Source organism: Cedecea sp. VD22 (assembly GCF_037150195.1).
Taxonomy (GTDB): domain Bacteria; phylum Pseudomonadota; class Gammaproteobacteria; order Enterobacterales; family Enterobacteriaceae; genus Cedecea.
In genome coordinates this window covers 92,129-108,654 of the sequence record NZ_JBBCPX010000012.1, presented here as the reverse complement: position 1 = coordinate 108,654, position 16,526 = coordinate 92,129, and the positions used below count along the sequence as shown (strand labels likewise).

Annotated in this window: 20 protein-coding genes; 17 read left to right on the top strand and 3 right to left on the bottom strand. The window is 56.5% G+C overall.

Annotated features, from left to right (window positions below):
* Window positions 1-84 precede the first annotated feature (84 nt).
* Window positions 85-753, bottom strand: coding sequence for a WYL domain-containing protein (locus WFK85_RS18545; RefSeq protein WP_008455708.1), 669 nt, complete (start codon window positions 751-753; stop codon window positions 85-87).
* Window positions 754-1,162: 409 nt separating this feature from the next.
* On the opposite strand from WFK85_RS18545, the gene WFK85_RS18540 reads away from it, so the two are divergent.
* The 13 genes from WFK85_RS18540 to phnP all read left to right on the top strand — a co-directional run bounded on the left by WFK85_RS18540 (window position 1,163) and on the right by phnP (window position 10,675).
* Window positions 1,163-1,498 (top strand): zinc ribbon domain-containing protein YjdM, encoded by a 336-nt coding sequence (locus tag WFK85_RS18540; RefSeq protein WP_008455710.1) that lies wholly within the window; start codon window positions 1,163-1,165, stop codon window positions 1,496-1,498.
* A 97-nt stretch (window positions 1,499-1,595) separates the two neighbouring features.
* The gene (gene yjdN / locus WFK85_RS18535) at window positions 1,596-2,024 is read left to right on the top strand and encodes a VOC family metalloprotein YjdN (protein WP_336709035.1); all 429 of its coding nucleotides are present in this window, start codon (window positions 1,596-1,598) and stop codon (window positions 2,022-2,024) included.
* A 608-nt stretch (window positions 2,025-2,632) separates the two neighbouring features.
* Window positions 2,633-3,358, top strand: coding sequence for a phosphonate metabolism transcriptional regulator PhnF (phnF, locus tag WFK85_RS18530; RefSeq protein WP_008455715.1), 726 nt, complete (start codon window positions 2,633-2,635; stop codon window positions 3,356-3,358).
* Entirely contained in the window at window positions 3,359-3,820 is a 462-nt protein-coding gene (gene phnG, locus WFK85_RS18525) for a phosphonate C-P lyase system protein PhnG (RefSeq protein WP_336709036.1), read from the top strand. It abuts the gene before it with no gap.
* Complete coding sequence (gene phnH / locus WFK85_RS18520; protein ID WP_008455719.1) at window positions 3,817-4,401, top strand: phosphonate C-P lyase system protein PhnH; 585 nt, start codon at window positions 3,817-3,819, stop codon at window positions 4,399-4,401. The genes phnG and phnH overlap by 4 nt, the downstream gene beginning before the upstream one ends.
* The gene (locus WFK85_RS18515) at window positions 4,401-5,465 is read left to right on the top strand and encodes a carbon-phosphorus lyase complex subunit PhnI (protein ID WP_008455720.1); all 1,065 of its coding nucleotides are present in this window, start codon (window positions 4,401-4,403) and stop codon (window positions 5,463-5,465) included. Before phnH ends, WFK85_RS18515 begins: the two co-directional genes overlap by 1 nt.
* Window positions 5,458-6,303, top strand: coding sequence for an alpha-D-ribose 1-methylphosphonate 5-phosphate C-P-lyase PhnJ (locus WFK85_RS18510; RefSeq protein ID WP_008455722.1), 846 nt, complete (start codon window positions 5,458-5,460; stop codon window positions 6,301-6,303). The genes WFK85_RS18515 and WFK85_RS18510 overlap by 8 nt, the downstream gene beginning before the upstream one ends.
* Window positions 6,300-7,058: a phosphonate C-P lyase system protein PhnK gene (gene phnK / locus WFK85_RS18505; RefSeq protein WP_336709037.1), complete on the top strand. Its 759-nt coding sequence runs from the start codon at window positions 6,300-6,302 to the stop codon at window positions 7,056-7,058. The genes WFK85_RS18510 and phnK overlap by 4 nt, the downstream gene beginning before the upstream one ends.
* 9 nt (window positions 7,059-7,067) lie before the next feature.
* The gene (gene phnL / locus WFK85_RS18500; protein ID WP_336709038.1) at window positions 7,068-7,772 is read left to right on the top strand and encodes a phosphonate C-P lyase system protein PhnL; all 705 of its coding nucleotides are present in this window, start codon (window positions 7,068-7,070) and stop codon (window positions 7,770-7,772) included.
* Window positions 7,759-8,895, top strand: coding sequence for an alpha-D-ribose 1-methylphosphonate 5-triphosphate diphosphatase (gene phnM, locus WFK85_RS18495; RefSeq protein WP_008455728.1), 1,137 nt, complete (start codon window positions 7,759-7,761; stop codon window positions 8,893-8,895). Before phnL ends, phnM begins: the two co-directional genes overlap by 14 nt.
* The gene (gene phnN, locus WFK85_RS18490; RefSeq protein WP_237717570.1) at window positions 8,892-9,479 is read left to right on the top strand and encodes a ribose 1,5-bisphosphokinase; all 588 of its coding nucleotides are present in this window, start codon (window positions 8,892-8,894) and stop codon (window positions 9,477-9,479) included. The genes phnM and phnN overlap by 4 nt, the downstream gene beginning before the upstream one ends.
* A complete protein-coding gene (phnO, locus tag WFK85_RS18485; protein ID WP_166993141.1) occupies window positions 9,472-9,939 on the top strand; it encodes an aminoalkylphosphonate N-acetyltransferase in 468 nt (155 codons plus the stop codon). The genes phnN and phnO overlap by 8 nt, the downstream gene beginning before the upstream one ends.
* Window positions 9,917-10,675: a phosphonate metabolism protein PhnP gene (gene phnP, locus WFK85_RS18480; RefSeq protein WP_336709039.1), complete on the top strand. Its 759-nt coding sequence runs from the start codon at window positions 9,917-9,919 to the stop codon at window positions 10,673-10,675. Before phnO ends, phnP begins: the two co-directional genes overlap by 23 nt.
* On the opposite strand, the gene yjdP is transcribed toward phnP, so the two are convergent.
* Together yjdP and rpiB are read right to left on the bottom strand one after the other, a co-directional pair.
* Window positions 10,672-10,992: a DDRRRQL repeat protein YjdP gene (yjdP, locus tag WFK85_RS18475; protein ID WP_008455735.1), complete on the bottom strand. Its 321-nt coding sequence runs from the start codon at window positions 10,990-10,992 to the stop codon at window positions 10,672-10,674. The two genes, phnP and yjdP, sit on opposite strands and share 4 nt — an antisense overlap.
* A 68-nt stretch (window positions 10,993-11,060) precedes the next feature.
* A complete protein-coding gene (gene rpiB, locus WFK85_RS18470; RefSeq protein ID WP_166877505.1) occupies window positions 11,061-11,510 on the bottom strand; it encodes a bifunctional allose-6-phosphate isomerase/ribose-5-phosphate isomerase RpiB in 450 nt (149 codons plus the stop codon).
* A gap of 354 nt (window positions 11,511-11,864) precedes the next feature.
* Between rpiB and WFK85_RS18465 the strand changes: the two genes are divergently transcribed.
* The 4 genes from WFK85_RS18465 (at window position 11,865) to alsC (ending at window position 16,526) form a co-directional block, all read left to right on the top strand.
* Window positions 11,865-12,755, top strand: coding sequence for a MurR/RpiR family transcriptional regulator (locus WFK85_RS18465; RefSeq protein WP_008455739.1), 891 nt, complete (start codon window positions 11,865-11,867; stop codon window positions 12,753-12,755).
* 55 nt (window positions 12,756-12,810) lie between these two features.
* Window positions 12,811-13,746: a D-allose transporter substrate-binding protein gene (gene alsB / locus WFK85_RS18460; RefSeq protein ID WP_008455741.1), complete on the top strand. Its 936-nt coding sequence runs from the start codon at window positions 12,811-12,813 to the stop codon at window positions 13,744-13,746.
* 288 nt (window positions 13,747-14,034) lie between these two features.
* Window positions 14,035-15,567 (top strand): D-allose ABC transporter ATP-binding protein AlsA, encoded by a 1,533-nt coding sequence (alsA, locus tag WFK85_RS18455; protein WP_336709040.1) that lies wholly within the window; start codon window positions 14,035-14,037, stop codon window positions 15,565-15,567.
* On the top strand, window positions 15,546-16,526 hold the full coding sequence (alsC, locus tag WFK85_RS18450; protein ID WP_038476559.1) for a D-allose ABC transporter permease: 981 nt from the start codon (window positions 15,546-15,548) through the stop codon (window positions 16,524-16,526). Before alsA ends, alsC begins: the two co-directional genes overlap by 22 nt.

The window sequence follows — 16,526 nt, the reverse complement described above, 5'->3', positions numbered from 1 at the left end:
AAATTACCCGGCTTTATCACCGCCATCGTTTAGTTGTAATCATGGCAATACCGGTTTTTATAATTACGTGAGGGAAATAATTTATTAATTAACATTACACCATGCCGCGATCCTGGCTTTTAAGTCGCTCTGCCAGACCTGCGGAGAAATAATGGTGAGATGCGGTATCCAATACTGCACCAGCGGAAACAATTGTTCTGGCGAAGCAATATGACTCGCCAGAAGTAACTCTCCGTTATCAAGCTCTCTGACGGTTTTTTGAAAAGGTAATAGCTTGCGCTGTTTAAAATGTTCAGCCGCCTGCGCCGAAACCTGTAACAGCACTTCCGTTTTTACCCTTTCCCCACCAGGATCATCCCGATCGTCAAATAATGGATAAAAAATAGCTTTACGCTGTGGGCTATTTTCATATTCATACCCTACAACCAATAAATCTGGAATAGCGCGCAGCGTAATATATTGATTATGGCTCTTTATGTCGTACCACGGATAAAACGCAGCAAGCCCTACGCGTTTAGTAATGCGTAACAGGTCGTTTACGTTAAACTGTCCTTTTAAATGCGAAGAGAGACGCTTTTTCCCCTCGCCGACGTCCTCCAGAATAGCACCAAGCCGGTTCAAATCACGATACGCAGTTCGCATATCTACATCAAAACGCTGGCGGATAATATCAGCGGAAAGGGTTTCCCCCTGATAAAGACTTAAGACGATTTCGGCCAGTCGATCTGCAACTTTTACTTTCGCGCCTTTCATTCTCATCGGTTCCTGCCTCTGTATCGGTACATCCATAGGCCCAACCATACCCCTGTCAAGTGACAGGAGGTGTCAGCGCAATACGCTTTTTTTTATTTTTTCAAACAGGTATAGCGCAGCAGCCCCTGCTGGCAGACTTGCTCGAAGCAAAGTGAAACTAAGTTAAATTAGCCTTATTTAACGGCAATTAAAGCCTGAACTTTAAGTTAAATTTGGTGCTTATTTCTTTGAATGAAAGGTTTTTTGCACTTTATGGCGGCCAGAAAGCCCGCCGGGCATAGGTTTACGGCAATAATCCCTGCAAATGTAGGGATTTGATGTATAATCTCAGCACTTTTTCGCGATTCAGCATATTTTTACGGCCAAATCGCTATTTTTCATTACTTTATCTCACCTTGAGGATCAGATAATGCAACTCCCTCATTGCCCGAAGTGCAATTCCGAATACACCTACGAAGACAACGGCATGCTGATTTGCCCGGAGTGCGCTCATGAATGGAACCCGGCCGCGGCGAGCGAAGAAGACGCCGCGCTGGTTGTAAAAGATGCCAACGGCAACCTGCTGGCCGACGGCGACAGCGTTACCGTCGTGAAAGATCTGAAGGTCAAAGGCAGCTCTTCGATGTTAAAGATCGGCACCAAAGTGAAGAATATTCGCCTGGTAGAGGGCGACCACAATATCGACTGTAAAATCGACGGTTTTGGCCCGATGAAGCTGAAGTCCGAGTTTGTGAAAAAGAACTAATCTCCCCCGGCAGGTGGTCTTGCCGCCTGCCCCGCCTGGCTTACCTGCCCCGCACAACCTACACTTCTTCTGCACTCTCCTTACAGAGGATTCGGTTATGCCTTTAGGACCCTACATCTCATTAAACGGTCGCTGCGCGGAGGCCATCGCCTTTTACCAACAGGCTTTGGGCGCCGAACTGACGTTCAAAATTACCTTCGGTGAAATGCCCAAAGAAGCAACCAATGCCGAGGGCTGTAGCGGCGCGGGCGTCTATTCTGACGACAGCGTTATGCACGCAAATTTGCGGGTAGCCGGTAACGATTTGATGATGACCGACGCCAGCATGAGCGGGGAAAAACCACAGCACAGCGGCTTTTCACTCTGCCTTGCCAGCCAGGATCCGGCAGAGGGTAAACGCTGGTTTGACGCCCTCTCTGCTGGCGGCACCGTCACCATGCCCTGGAGCGAAACTTTTTGGGCAAAAGGCTATGGCTCACTGACGGATAATTTCGGCATTCCGTGGATGGTCAACGTCGAAAGATAAAGAGGCATATTCTTTTATTCTTTTTGGGTCCGCTAATCCGGGCCCTTTATTTTTACCAATGGTTAAAAATTCAAGAAAATCAAAGCAGCTTATATATTCATTTTTTTGATGCCATTTCATTATTCCTTTTTAAAGAATTTATTCCTGACAAAAAGAGCCAGCATGCCAGCGCGCAATCGGTATAACCGGTAAATTAATCATTCCGAGTCTAAGCATATTATTTCAGGAATAAGACAATATATTTAAAGAGAACCATCACCAGGATATAGAATATATTAGAAGATCAATTGCAAGCGTGCGTAAACATTGTTTGCTGACGATCGCTTTGACTTAACCTTTCCCCGCCATCTACCGGTTTTTTTCGCTTTAACAAGGCAACTCCCTGATTCCACGAAAAACAGGGCTGTCTTCTGGCCGCAAACTTCAACTCTTCATCGTACAGAAACCAATCATTAACAAAACCGTCACTTTCCCCCGGCACCATGAGGCAACTTTTGAAGGAGGCCCGTGATGCAAACGACTCTTCACCTCATCAAGCAAAACCTATGCACAGCCCAGCCGCCGTGCGTGCGCATTCGCTTTATCTGATTTGAGAGGCTTTGACTGCTATGCACTTGTCCAGACATCCGACCAGTTACCCCACGCGCTATCAGGAGATAGCCGCCCGGCTCGAGCAGGAGCTGCGCAACAACTACCGCTGTGGCGACTATCTGCCTGCCGAAACTCAGCTGGCCGCCTACTACGAAGTCAACCGCCACACGCTGCGCCGCGCCATTGACGAGCTGGTTAATAAAGGCTGGGTTCAGCGCCGCCAGGGCGTCGGCGTCCTGGTGCTGATGCGCCCGTTTGACTACCCGCTGAACGCCCAGGCGCGCTTTAGCCAGAACCTGCTGGATCAGGGCAGCCATCCCACCAGCGAACGCCTGCTGGCGGTAATTCGCCCGGCCTCTCAGGACGTGGCGGATGCGCTGGGGCTGGCCGAAGGGGACAACGTTATTCACCTGCGCACCCTGCGCCGGGTGAACGGTATCGCGGTGTGCATCATCGACCACTACTTCGCCGAGCAGGCCTGGTGGCCCGCGCTGCAAACCTTCAGCCACGGATCGCTGCACGATTTCCTTCAGGCCGAGTTAGGTATTGCCCTGACCCGCGCCCAAACCCGCATCAGCGCCCGTCGTTCCCAGGCCAAAGAGAGCCGCCTGCTGGAAATTCCCAACATGGCGCCGCTGCTCTGTGTTCGCACCCTTAACCACCGTGAAGGCGAGGCCAAAGCGACGGAATACTCCGTCAGCCTGACCCGCGCCGACATGATTGAATTCACCATGGAGCACTAAATGGACACCAGCCATTTCAACAATGAACAGCGCCGCGAGTGGATGGCGGTGCTGTCACACAGCCAGCCGCAGGAGCTTCTTGAGCGCTGGCGCAGCCTGAATATTCAGGCGGACTACACGCTTATTCGCGCACCGGAAATCGGCCTGGTTCAGGTGCAGGCACGCATGGGCGGCACCGGCCAACGTTTTTTCACCGGCGACGCCACGCTGACCCGCTCGGTGGTCAAGCTGGCGAGCGGCACCTACGGCTACAGCTACCTGCTTGGCCGCGACAAACAGCACGCCGAATGTTGCGCGGTGATCGACGCCCTGATGCAGGAAGCCACGCATTTTCAAACGCTACAAGAGACCCTAATTGCACCGTTGGCGGCCAACCGTGAACAACGCCTTGCCGCTCGCCGTGCAGAAGTTAACAGCAGCCGCGTGGACTTCTTCACGCTGGTACGCGGAGACAACGCATGACTTTAATGACCGCTTTTACCCTTCCGGTGCAGGATGCCCAGCAGAGTTTTCGTCGCCTGCTCAAAGCGATGAGCGAGCCGGGCGTGATTGTCGCGCTGACTTCGCTGCAGCAGGGCTGGCTGCCGCTGAATGTGGCGACCACCAGCGTGCTGCTGACGCTGGCCGATAACGACACGCCGGTGTGGATCGACGCCACATTGGGCAACGATATTGCCGCGCAGAACATTCGTTTTCATACCAATGCGCCGCTGTGCGAACAGCCTGACCACGCGCAGTTCGCCGTGGCCAGCGACGCTATCTCTTCCGAACAGTTGAACCTGCTGGCTCAGGGCTGCGACATCGCCCCCGATACCAGCGCGACGCTGATTCTACAGGTGTCCAGCCTGAGCGGTGGGCGCATGCTTCGCCTGACCGGCGCGGGCATCAACGAAGAGCGCATGATTGCCCCACAGCTGCCGGAATGCGTTCTGCACGAACTGACCGAACGCCCGCACCCCTTCCCGCTGGGCATTGACCTGATCTTGACCTGTGGCGATCGCCTGCTGGCTATCCCACGGACCACCCACGTGGAGGTGTGCTGATGTACGTTGCCGTCAAAGGGGGCGAGAAGGCAATCTCCGCCGCCCACGCCCTACAGGAGCGCAACCGACGCGGCGATGAAACGCTAAAAGAGCTTAGCGTCGCGCAGATTGAGCAGCAGCTTGGCCTGGCCGTGGACCGCGTGATGACGGAAGGCGGCATCGCCGACCGGGAACTCGCCGCGCTGGCCATCAAGCAAGCCAGCGGCGACATGATCGAGGCGATTTTCCTGCTGCGTGCTTACCGCACCACGCTGCCTCGTCTTGCCGTCAGCGAGCCGCTGAACACCGCCGAAATGCGCCTCGAGCGCCGTATCTCCGCCGTTTATAAAGACGTCCCTGGCGGCCAGCTGCTGGGCCCAACCTACGACTACACGCACCGCCTGCTGGACTTCACGCTGCTGGCTAACGGTGAAGTCCCTGACGCCGGACAGGCCGACGAGCAAAGCGCTCCAGCCCCGCATGTGTTCAGCATGCTGGCGAAACAGGGTCTGGCCAAAGTCGAAGAAGACGATGGCGCACAGCCGGACGACATCACCCGCAACCCGCCGGTCTACCCGTGCTCACGCTCTTCGCGTCTGCAACAACTGGTGCGCGGCGACGAAGGCTACCTGCTGGCGCTCGCCTATTCCACCCAGCGCGGCTACGGGCGCAACCACCCGTTTGCCGCCGAGATCCGCAGCGGCTACGTAGACATCGAAATTGTGCCGGAAGAGCTAGGTTTTGCGGTGAACATCGGCGAACTGCTGATGACCGAATGCGAAATGGTGAACGGCTTTGTTGCCCCGGCAGACGAACCGCCGCACTTCACCCGCGGCTATGGCCTGGCGTTTGGCATGAGCGAGCGCAAAACCATGGCGATGGCGCTGGTTGACCGTGCGCTACAGGCCCCGGACTACGACGAAAACGTCGCCGGCCCCGCGCAGGACGAAGAGTTCGTGTTATCCCACGCGGATAACGTGGAAGCGGCAGGCTTTGTGTCCCACCTCAAACTGCCTCATTACGTGGATTTCCAGGCCGAACTGGAGCTGCTTAACCGCCTGATAAAGGAGCGAGCCAATGGCTAACCTGAGCGGCTATAACTTTGCCTATCTGGACGAACAAACTAAACGCATGATCCGCCGCGCAATGCTAAAAGCGGTGGCGATTCCAGGTTACCAGGTGCCGTTTGGCGGCCGCGAAATGCCAATGCCTTATGGCTGGGGCACCGGCGGCATTCAGTTGACTGCCAGCCTGATTGGCGAGTCTGACGTGCTGAAAGTGATTGACCAGGGCGCGGACGACACCACCAACGCCGTCTCAATCCGCAACTTCTTCAAGCGGGTGACCGGCGTGAACACCACCGAACGCACCGAAGACGCGACGCTGGTGCAGACCCGCCACCGCATCCCGGAAACGCCGCTGGTAGAAGATCAGATCCTGATTTATCAGGTGCCGATCCCTGAACCGCTGCGCTTTATCGAACCACGCGAAACGGAAACCCGCACCATGCACGCATTGGAAGAGTACGGCGTGATGCAGGTGAAACTGTACGAAGATATCGCCCGCTTCGGCCATATCTCTACCACCTACGCCTACCCGGTGAAGGTGAACGATCGCTACGTGATGGACCCGTCGCCGATCCCGAAATTCGATAACCCGAAAATGCACATGTCCCCTGCGCTGCAGCTGTTCGGTGCCGGACGCGAAAAACGCATTTACGCCGTGCCGCCGTTTACCCGCGTAGAGAGCCTCGACTTCGACGACCATCCCTTCCAGGTGCAGGAATGGGAAGAGCCGTGCGCGATTTGTGGGTCACGCCACAGCTACCTTGATGAAGTGGTGCTCGACGACGCGGGCAACCGCATGTTCGTCTGCTCCGATACCGACTACTGCCGCCAGAACAGTGAGGCCTCTCAGTCATGACCAGCCCGTTACTTTCGGTGAATAACCTCACCCACCTCTATGCGCCCGGTAAAGGCTTTATGGACGTGTCGTTTGACCTCTGGCCCGGAGAAGTGCTGGGCATTGTGGGCGAGTCCGGCTCCGGCAAAACGACGCTGCTGAAAGCCATTTCTGCCCGCCTTGCGCCGCAGGAAGGGGAAGTGATTTACCTCGACCGTTCGCTGAATGACATGTCGGAAGGCGAACGCCGCCGCCTGCTGCGCACTGAATGGGGCGTGGTTCACCAGCATCCGATGGACGGCCTGCGCCGCCACGTTTCCGCCGGGGGCAACATCGGCGAACGGCTGATGGCCACCGGGGCGCGCCACTACGGTGACATTCGCGCCACCGCCCAGCGTTGGCTGGAAGAAGTTGAGATTCCGTCGGCCCGTATCGACGACCTGCCGACCACGTTTTCCGGCGGGATGCAGCAGCGCCTGCAGATCGCCCGCAACCTGGTCACCCATCCGAAGCTGGTCTTTATGGATGAACCGACCGGCGGGCTGGATGTGTCCGTGCAGGCGCGCCTGCTCGACCTGCTGCGTGGTTTGGTAGTGGAGCTGAACCTGGCCGTGGTGATAGTCACCCACGATCTGGGCGTGGCTCGCCTGCTGGCCGACCGCCTGCTGGTGATGAAACAGGGCAAAGTGGTGGAAAGTGGGCTGACCGACCGCGTGCTGGACGACCCGCATCACCCGTATACCCAGCTTTTGGTGTCCTCCGTCCTTCAGAATTAGGTACTCGCTATGACCAGAATACGGGTTGAAAACCTGAGCAAAACCTTTGTCCTGCACCATCAGCACGGCATTCGCCTGCCGGTGCTGGCCAACGCCTCGCTGGAAGTCAAAGGCGGTGAATGCGTGGTGCTGCACGGCCACTCTGGCAGCGGGAAATCCACCCTGCTGCGCTCGCTCTACGCCAACTATTTGCCGGATGAAGGACACATCTGGGTTAAGCACAACGACGAATGGATCGACATCGTGCAGGCCCCGGCGCGCGAAGTGCTGGCGGTACGTCGCCAGACCATCGGCTGGGTGAGCCAGTTTCTGCGCGTTATCCCGCGTATTTCGGCGCTCGAAGTCGTCATGCAGCCGCTGCTGGATTTGGGCGTGTCGCGCGAAGAGTGCGAGGGAAAAGCCGCCAGCCTGCTGACCCGGCTCAATGTACCTGAGCGCCTGTGGCACCTTGCCCCGTCGACCTTCTCCGGCGGCGAGCAGCAGCGCGTGAACATCGCCCGCGGCTTTATTGTTGATTACCCCATTTTACTGCTTGATGAGCCTACCGCCTCGCTGGACGCCAAAAACAGCGCCGCCGTGGTGGCTTTGATTCAGGAAGCAAAAGCGCGTGGAGCGGCCATTGTCGGCATCTTCCACGATGAAGCTGTACGTGAACAGGTGGCCGACCGCCTGCATACGATGTCCGCGATGGAGCCCCAACATGATTATCAATAATGTTCGCCTGGTGCTGGAAGAAGAAGTGGTCAGTGGCTCACTGGAAGTGGCCGACGGTGTGATTCGCAACTTTGCCGAGACCCAAAGCCAGCTGCCGGGCGCGCACGACGGCGGCGGCGGCTGGCTGCTGCCGGGGCTGATTGAACTGCACACCGACAACCTGGATAAATTCTTTACCCCACGGCCAAAGGTTGACTGGCCGGCGCACTCCGCCATGAGCAGCCACGACGCGCTGATGGTGGCGAGCGGCATCACCACCGTGCTGGACGCCGTTGCCATCGGCGACGTGCGCGACGGTGGCGACCGCCTGGAAAACCTCGAAAAAATGATCAACGCCGTGGAGGATACGCAAAAGCGCGGCCTCAACCGCGCCGAACATCGCCTGCATCTGCGCTGCGAACTGCCGCACCACACCACGCTGCCGCTGTTCGACAAGCTGGTTGACCGCGAACTGGTTTCCCTCGTTTCGCTGATGGACCACTCGCCGGGCCAGCGCCAGTACGCAGAGCTGTCCAAATACCGCGACTACTATCAGGGCAAATACCATCTCACCAACGAGCAGATGGATCGCTTTGAAGAAGAACAGCTGACGCTGGCGGCCCGCTGGTCGCAGCCAAACCGCCAGGCCATCGCCGCCCGCTGCCGCGACCGCAATATCGCCCTCGCCAGCCATGACGATGCGACGACCGCCCACGTGGTGGAGTCCCACGAAATCGGCAGCGTGATCGCCGAATTCCCGACCACGGAAGAAGCCGCCGAAGCCTCTCGTCGCCACGGCATGAGCGTGCTGATGGGCGCGCCAAACATCGTGCGCGGCGGCTCTCACTCCGGCAACGTGGCGGCCAGCCATCTTGCTCAGGCCGGGCTGCTGGATATCCTTTCCTCGGATTACTACCCCGCAAGCCTGCTGGATGCGGCCTTCCGCGTGGCGCACGACGACAGCAACAGCTTCACGCTGGCGCAGGCGATTCACCTGGTGACTCGCAACCCGGCACGGGCGCTGAACCTGGCCGACCGGGGAACGCTGGCGGAAGGGAAACGAGCGGATCTGGTGCTGGCGCACATGCACGGCGACCATATCCATGTCGATCACGTCTGGCGCCAGGGAATTCGGGTGTTCTGATGAGTAAACTAATCTGGCTGATGGGCCCGTCCGGCTCCGGCAAAGACAGCCTGCTGAGCGCCCTGCGCCAGCAGGAGCACGCCAGGCTGCTGGTGGCGCACCGGTACATTACCCGCGCCGCCGACGCAGGCTGCGAGAACCACATTGCGCTAAGCGCAAACGAGTTTGAGCAGCGCCAGCAGCTGGGGCTGTTTGCTCTGAGCTGGCAGGCGCATGAGCACTCCTACGGGGTCGGCGTGGAAATGGATATATGGCTCGAAGCCGGATTTGACGTGGTGGTGAACGGCTCGCGCCAGCACCTGAAACAGGCGCGGGAACGCTATGGCGATGGGCTGGTGCCCATCTGCCTGCAGGTTTCGTCGGACGTGCTGCGCCAGCGGCTGGAACAGCGCGGGCGGGAAAACGCAGAGCAAATCGAGCAGCGGCTGCAGCGGGCCGCGCTTTATTCGCCAGAGGGAGGCGATTGCCTGATACTCAACAACGACGGGAGTCTGCTACAGTCTGCCGCATTGTTTATGCGACTGTTAGCCCAGCACCGCTCGAACGTTATCCCTCTTCACCGCAAGGAGCCCCGCCATGTCTGATGTTGTTAAATTGAAAGCCGCCGCTATCGAAGACAGCGACACCGTTTACCGCATGATTTGCGAGCTGAAACAGGCTCAGGCCGACCGCCCAGGCTTTAACGCCTGCTTCACGGAGAACCTGCGCGATCCGAATATCTTTTATCAGCTGGCGTGGCTGGGGAATAAAGCCGTGGGGATGATCAGCCTGCACCTGCAATACCATCTGCATCACGCCCGCCGCATCGGCGAGATCCAGGAGCTGGTGGTGCTGGAAGAAGCCCGCGGCCACGGCGTAGGCAAACAGCTGCTTGCCTGGGCAGAAGCAAAAGCACGCAAAGCCGATGCGGAGCTGACGGAACTTTCGACCAGCACCAGCCGCAAAGACGCCCATCGTTTTTACGAGCGTGAAGGCTACCGCGCCACCCATATCCGCTTTACCAAACCGGTGGAGACACCTGATGACGCTGACGCTAACGCTTAGCGGCACCGGCGGGGCGCAGCTTGTCCCGGCCTGGGGCTGCCGCTGCGCCGCCTGTTCACGAGCCAGAGCCAATCCGGCCCACCGCCGCCGCCCGTGCAGCGCGGTACTCAAGTATAACGATGCGATTACGCTGATAGACGCGGGGCTGCCCGACTTGATGGACAGCTGGCAGCCGGGAGATTTTCAGCAGTTTTTGCTCACCCATTACCATATGGATCATGTCCAGGGGCTGTTCCCGTTGCGCTGGGGCGTGGGCGAGAAAATCCCGGTTTACGGCCCGCCGGATGAGCAAGGCTGCGACGATCTGTTCAAGCACCCCGGCCTGCTGGACTTTAGCCATACCGTCGAGCCGTTTGTCGCCTTCACTCTGCAGGCGCTGCGCGTCACTCCGCTGCCGCTGCTGCACTCAAAGCTGACGTTTGGCTATCTGTTTGAAACTGCCTACAGCCGTCTTGCCTGGCTGAGCGATACGGCGGGGCTGCCGGATAAAACCCTGAAGTTTCTGGCCGCCAACCGCCCGGAAGTAGTGGTGATAGATTGCAGCCGCGAACCCCGGCCTGACACGCCGAAAAATCATTGCGACCTAACCACGGTGATCGCCCTGAACGAGCAGATTGGCAGCCCGCGAGTCGTGCTGACCCACATCAGCCACCAGTTTGATGCATGGCTGATGCACAACGTATTGCCTGAAGGGTTTGAAGCCGGTTTTGACGGCATGGAAATCGTGCTGGACTAGCGATCGTCGTCGTCCTGCAGGCGGCCCTCTTCGTCATCCAACTGCTGGCGCTCGCGGTCGAGCTGATTCTGCCGTTCATCAAGGCTGCGGCGTCTGTCCTCCAGCTGGCGATAGCGGGCTTCGTCCTGGCGGCTGAGCCGACGCTGATCTGCCGAATCATCACTGTCATCATGATAAACGCGGTCGCTGCCCGGCTTGTAGGCATCGCTAAACGCCTGCTGGATATTGCCAATCGCGTCATCAATCACGTCGGCCTGCGCGAACGGCGAGGCCAGGTACAGCGTGCCGAGCAGCAGCGCGGCGGCATAAGATTTCATCGGTCAGTCTCCAGGATGGACTGGCCTCAGCGTAATCAGGCGGCCTCATATGCAGTAGCGGAGGAATCTCAAATTCTCGGCGATTCCAGCGCGCCAATGGCCTCGACTCGCGCCTGATGCCGCCCGCCTTCAAACTCCCCGCTTAGCCATGCATCGACGATCATTTTAGCTAAATCCAGCCCCACCACGCGGGAGCCGAAAGCCAGCACGTTGGTATTGTTGTGCTGGCGGGAAAGCAGCGCGGAATAAGGTTCGCTGCAGACCACCGCCCGGATACCGGGAAATTTATTGGCGGTGATCGAGATCCCCACGCCGGTGCCGCAAATTAAAATGCCGCCCTCGACTTCGCCATTCACCACGGCTTCTGCCACCGCGCTGGCGTAGAGCGGGTAATCGGTGCGCTCACCGGACCAGGTCCCCTTATCCAGCACCTCAATACCTTTCTCCTGAAGATGCGCCACAATCTCCGCCTTCAGCAGGAAGCCTACGTGGTCACAGCCAAATGCAATTTTTTTCATTTTATCCTCACCGTTGCCGTTACTTTACGAACCCGACAGCTTTCGTGATTTAAGACCGGCTCACTGCCCAATTAATCGGCAAAACCGCCGGGTTCGTGGCCTTTTCTACACCGATTCTCTTCACAACACAATGCATCAACTTGTCACTCTGGCGTCATAAAACGACTTCCACTAACGAGAAAAATTAAACTAATTCATTATTTTTCATGAAAATAAATAAATTTACGCACTCACCTAACTTCACAAAAAGTAAAACTTTATGAATTAATTATTTTTGTGAAGTATGCAGCATATTTTCTGCACATGCTGTGGTGTTATAGTGGCGTCTTCACTCTACGGACACGAGAGAACAGGATGAGTCAGTCAGATATTGATTCACAGCCGCCGTTCGGCATCGGCCTTGCCCCCTGGCTGCGCATGAAGCAGGAGGGGATGACGGACAACGAAAGCCGCATCGTCGACTGGTTGTTGAAGCCCGGTAATCTGAGCGATGCCCCGGCCATTAAAGACGTTGCCGAAGCCCTTGCGGTGTCGGAAGCGATGATCGTTAAAGTCTCGAAGCTGCTGGGGTTCAGCGGCTTCCGTAACCTGCGCAGCGCGCTGGTCACCTACTTTTCCGAGTCAGAGCAGGTATTGCCGACCGAACTTGCCTTCGACGAAGCGCCGCAGGATGTGGTCAACAAGGTGTTTAACATCACCCTGCGCACCATTATGGAAGGGCAGTCGATCGTCAACGTGGACGAAATCCACCGCGCGGCGCGCTACTTCGCGAAGGCAAAACAGCGGGATTTGTACGGCGTGGGGGGCTCAAACGCCATTTGTAACGACATTCAGCATAAGTTTTTGCGCATTGGCGTGCGCTGCCAGGCTTACCAGGATGCCCACATCATGATGATGTCGGCCTCGCTGCTAAAAGAAGGTGATGTGGTGCTGGTGGTATCCCATTCGGGGCGAACCGGTGATTTAAAAGCGGCGGTGGAGCTGGCGAAAAAGAACGGCGCAAAAATAATTTGTATTACTCATAGCTATCATTCGCCGATTGCCCGACTGGCTGACTTTATTATTTGTTCGCCCGCACCGGAGACACCTTTATTGGGCCGTAACGCCTCGGCGCGTATATTACAATTAACGTTACTCGATGCATTTTTTGTTTCAGTCGCACAGCAAAATATTGAACAGGCAACATTAAATATGCAAAAAACTGGCGCAATTGTGGATTTCTTTTCCCCAGGGGCGCTGAAGTAAAAAAGAGATCCCGCCTCAGCGGGATCTGACTGTACCCTACACTGAGAATATTATTATGAATAAATATCTGAAAATATTCAGCGGCGCTGCTATGGGCCTGATGTTATCCACCAGCGCTTTTGCGGCTGCCGATTATGCGGTGGTATTAAAAACATTATCCAACCCTTATTGGGTGGATATGAAAAAAGGTATTGAAGATGAAGCCAAAACGCTGGGCGTTAGCGTAGATATTTTTGCTTCACCTTCGGAGGGGGATTTCCAGTCGCAATTACAGCTTTTTGAAGATTTAACCAATAAGAAATACAAAGGCATCGCTTTTGCGCCGCTCTCCTCGGTCAACCTCGTGGTGCCGGTCGCGAATGCCTGGAAAAAAGGCATTTACCTGGTCAACCTCGATGAAAAAATCGATATGGATAACCTGAAAAAAGCCGGCGGCAACGTCGAAGCCTTTGTCACCACCGATAACGTGGCGGTCGGCGCGAAGGGCGCAGGCTTCATCATCGATAAGCTCGGTGCCGCAGGCGGCGACGTCGCCATCATCGAGGGCAAAGCAGGTAACGCCTCCGGCGAAGCCCGCCGCGTAGGCGCCAGCGATGCCTTTAAGAAAGCCAGCCAGATCAAACTGGTTGCCAGCCAGCCCGCCGACTGGGACCGCATCAAGGCGCTCGATGTAGCCACCAACGTGCTGCAGCGTAACCCGAACCTGAAAGCCTTCTACTGCGCGAACGACACCATGGCGATGGGTGCCGCTCAGGCGGTGGCTAACGCCGGGAAGACCGGGAAAATTCTGGTGGTCGGCACCGACGGTATCCCGGAAGCCCGCAAGATGGTGGCTGACGGGCAGATGACCGCCACCGTGGCGCAGAACCCGGCGGATATCGGCGCGACAGGCCTGAAGCTACTGGTAGATGCGGCGAAAACGGGCAAGGTGATTGCGCTGGATAAGGCCCCGCAGTTTAGCCTGGTGGATTCGGTGCTGGTGACGAAATAGTTAAGGTTTGAGTGGCTTTATCCCCTCACCCCAGCCCTCTCCCCAAAGGGGAGAGGGAGAAAGACTGAGTGGCCCTCTCCCATAGGGAGAAAGTGAAAAAAGGGGTAGCTCTCCCCCGCGGGCAAAGGGGCGAAAAGAGTACTAAAAGAAAAGCAGTGGCAGCAGTTATTCACTCTCCCTTTCGGGATGAGAGAGAAAACCAACATCAGCTCGGTACCGTCCCCTCTCCCCTGTGGGGAGAGGGTTAGGGTGAGGGGAAACCTTCGCTAAAAATGATTGAGGCTCGTCATGGTCACGCCATACATTGCAATGGCGGGGATCGGCAAATCCTTTGGTCCGGTTCACGCATTAAAATCGGTTGATTTAACAATATTTCCCGGCGAAATTCACGCGCTGCTCGGGGAAAACGGTGCAGGTAAATCAACCCTGATGAAAGTCCTGTCGGGTATTCACGAACCGACCAAAGGCACCATTACGATTAATGACGTTAATTATGAAAAACTTGATCATAAATTAGCGGCACAGCTCGGCATTGGGATTATTTATCAAGAACTCAGCGTCATTGATGAATTAACAGTTTTAGAAAATCTTTATATTGGCCGTCATACCACCAAAAAAATCTTCGGGATTAATATTGTTGACTGGAAAGAGATGCGCATTCGCGCCGCGATGATGCTTTTACGTGTCGGCTTAAAAGTGGATCTCGATGAAAAGGTGGGTAATTTATCCATCAGTCACAAGCAAATGTTAGAAATTGCCAAAACATTAATGCTGGACGCCAAAGTCATTATTATGGATGAGCCGACCTCTTCTTTAACCAATAAAGAAGTCGATTATCTTTTTCTCATCATGAACCAGCTGCGGAAAGAAGGCACGGCGATGGTGTACATCTCCCATAAACTCGCCGAAATCCGCCGCATCTGCGACCGCTACACGGTAATGAAAGACGGCAGCAGCGTCTGCAGCGGCCTGGTCAGCGACGTCTCCAACGATGACATTGTGCGCCTGATGGTTGGCCGCGAGCTGCAAAACCGCTTTAGCGCGATGAAAGAGAGCGCCGGGAACGTGGAGCCTGACGTGGTGTTTGAAGTGAAGAACGTCAGCAGCCGCGACCGCAAAAAAGTGAAAGATATTTCGTTCAGCGTGAATCGGGGCGAGATCCTGGGCTTCTCCGGCCTCGTCGGCTCCGGGCGTACCGAGCTGATGGACTGTCTGTTTGGCGTGGACAAACGTTCGTCCGGGGAAATTCTGCTTAACGGCAAAAATATCTCGCCGAGCTCACCGATGGACGCGCTGAAAAAAGGCATGGGCTACATCACCGAAAGCCGCCGCGATAACGGCTTTTTCGCCAACTTCTCCATCGCGCAGAACATGGCCGTCAGCCAGAGCCTCAAGCGCGGCGGTTACAAAGGCGCGATGGGCCTGTTTAACGAAGCCGAGGAGCGCCAGACCGCCGAAGCCCAGCGCCAGCTGCTGGCGCTGAAGTGCCACAGCGTCGACCAGAACATTACCGAGCTTTCCGGCGGCAACCAGCAGAAGGTGCTGATTTCTAAGTGGCTGTGCTGTAAACCGGAAGTGATCATTTTCGATGAGCCTACGCGCGGCATCGACGTCGGCGCGAAGGCCGAAATCTACAAAGTGATGCGCCAGCTGGCGGATGACGGAAAAGTCATCCTGATGGTGTCGTCTGAGCTTCCCGAAATTATCGCCGTCTGCGACCGCATTGCCGTGTTCTGCGAAGGGCGACTGACGCAAATCCTGAACAATCGCGACGATATCAGCGAAGAGGAGATTATGGCATGGGCATTACCACAAGAATGAAACGCGAAGAAAGCGAGAAAAAACCGTTCAATTTCGCCCAGTTTTGGGACAAATACGGCACCTTCTTCATCCTCGCGATTATCGTCGCCATCTTCGGCACGCTCTCCGCTGAGTACTTCCTGACGGCCAGCAACATCAGCGCCATCTTTGTGCAAAGCTCGGTGACGGTGCTTATCGGGATGGGGGAGTTCTTCGCCATTCTGGTGGCGGGGATCGATCTGTCGGTGGGCGCGATTCTGGCACTTTCCGGCATGGTCACTGCCAAACTGATGCTGGCGGGCGTCGATCCGTTCCTTGCGGCACTGATTGGCGGCGTGATTGTCGGCGGGCTGCTGGGGGCGATTAACGGTTGCCTGGTGAACTGGACGGGGCTGCATCCGTTCATCATCACCCTCGGCACCAACGCCATTTTCCGCGGCATCACGCTGGTTATCTCTGATGCCAACTCGGTGTACGGCTTCTCGTTCGATTTCGTGAATTTCTTCGCCGCCACGCCGCTCGGCATTCCGGTGCCGGTGATCTTCTCGCTGATTGTCGCCGGGATACTGTGGTTCCTGACCACCCGCACGCGCCTGGGCCGCAATATTTACGCCCTCGGCGGCAATAAGAACTCGGCGTTCTACTCCGGCATCGACGTGAAGTTCCACATGCTGGTGGTGTTCATCATCTCCGGCATCTGCGCCGGGCTGGCGGGCGTGGTCTCAACCGCGCGTCTTGGTGCGGCAGAGCCGCTGGCAGGCATGGGGTTTGAAACCTACGCCATCGCCAGCGCCATCATCGGCGGCACCAGCTTCTTCGGCGGCAAGGGCCGGATTTTCTCGGTGGTGATTGGCGGCCTGATCATCGGCACCATCAACAACGGGCTCAATATTCTCCAGGTACAAACCTATTACCAACTGGTGGTGATGGGCGGGCTTATCATCGCTGCGGTGGCCCTGGATCGGTTAATCAGTAAATAA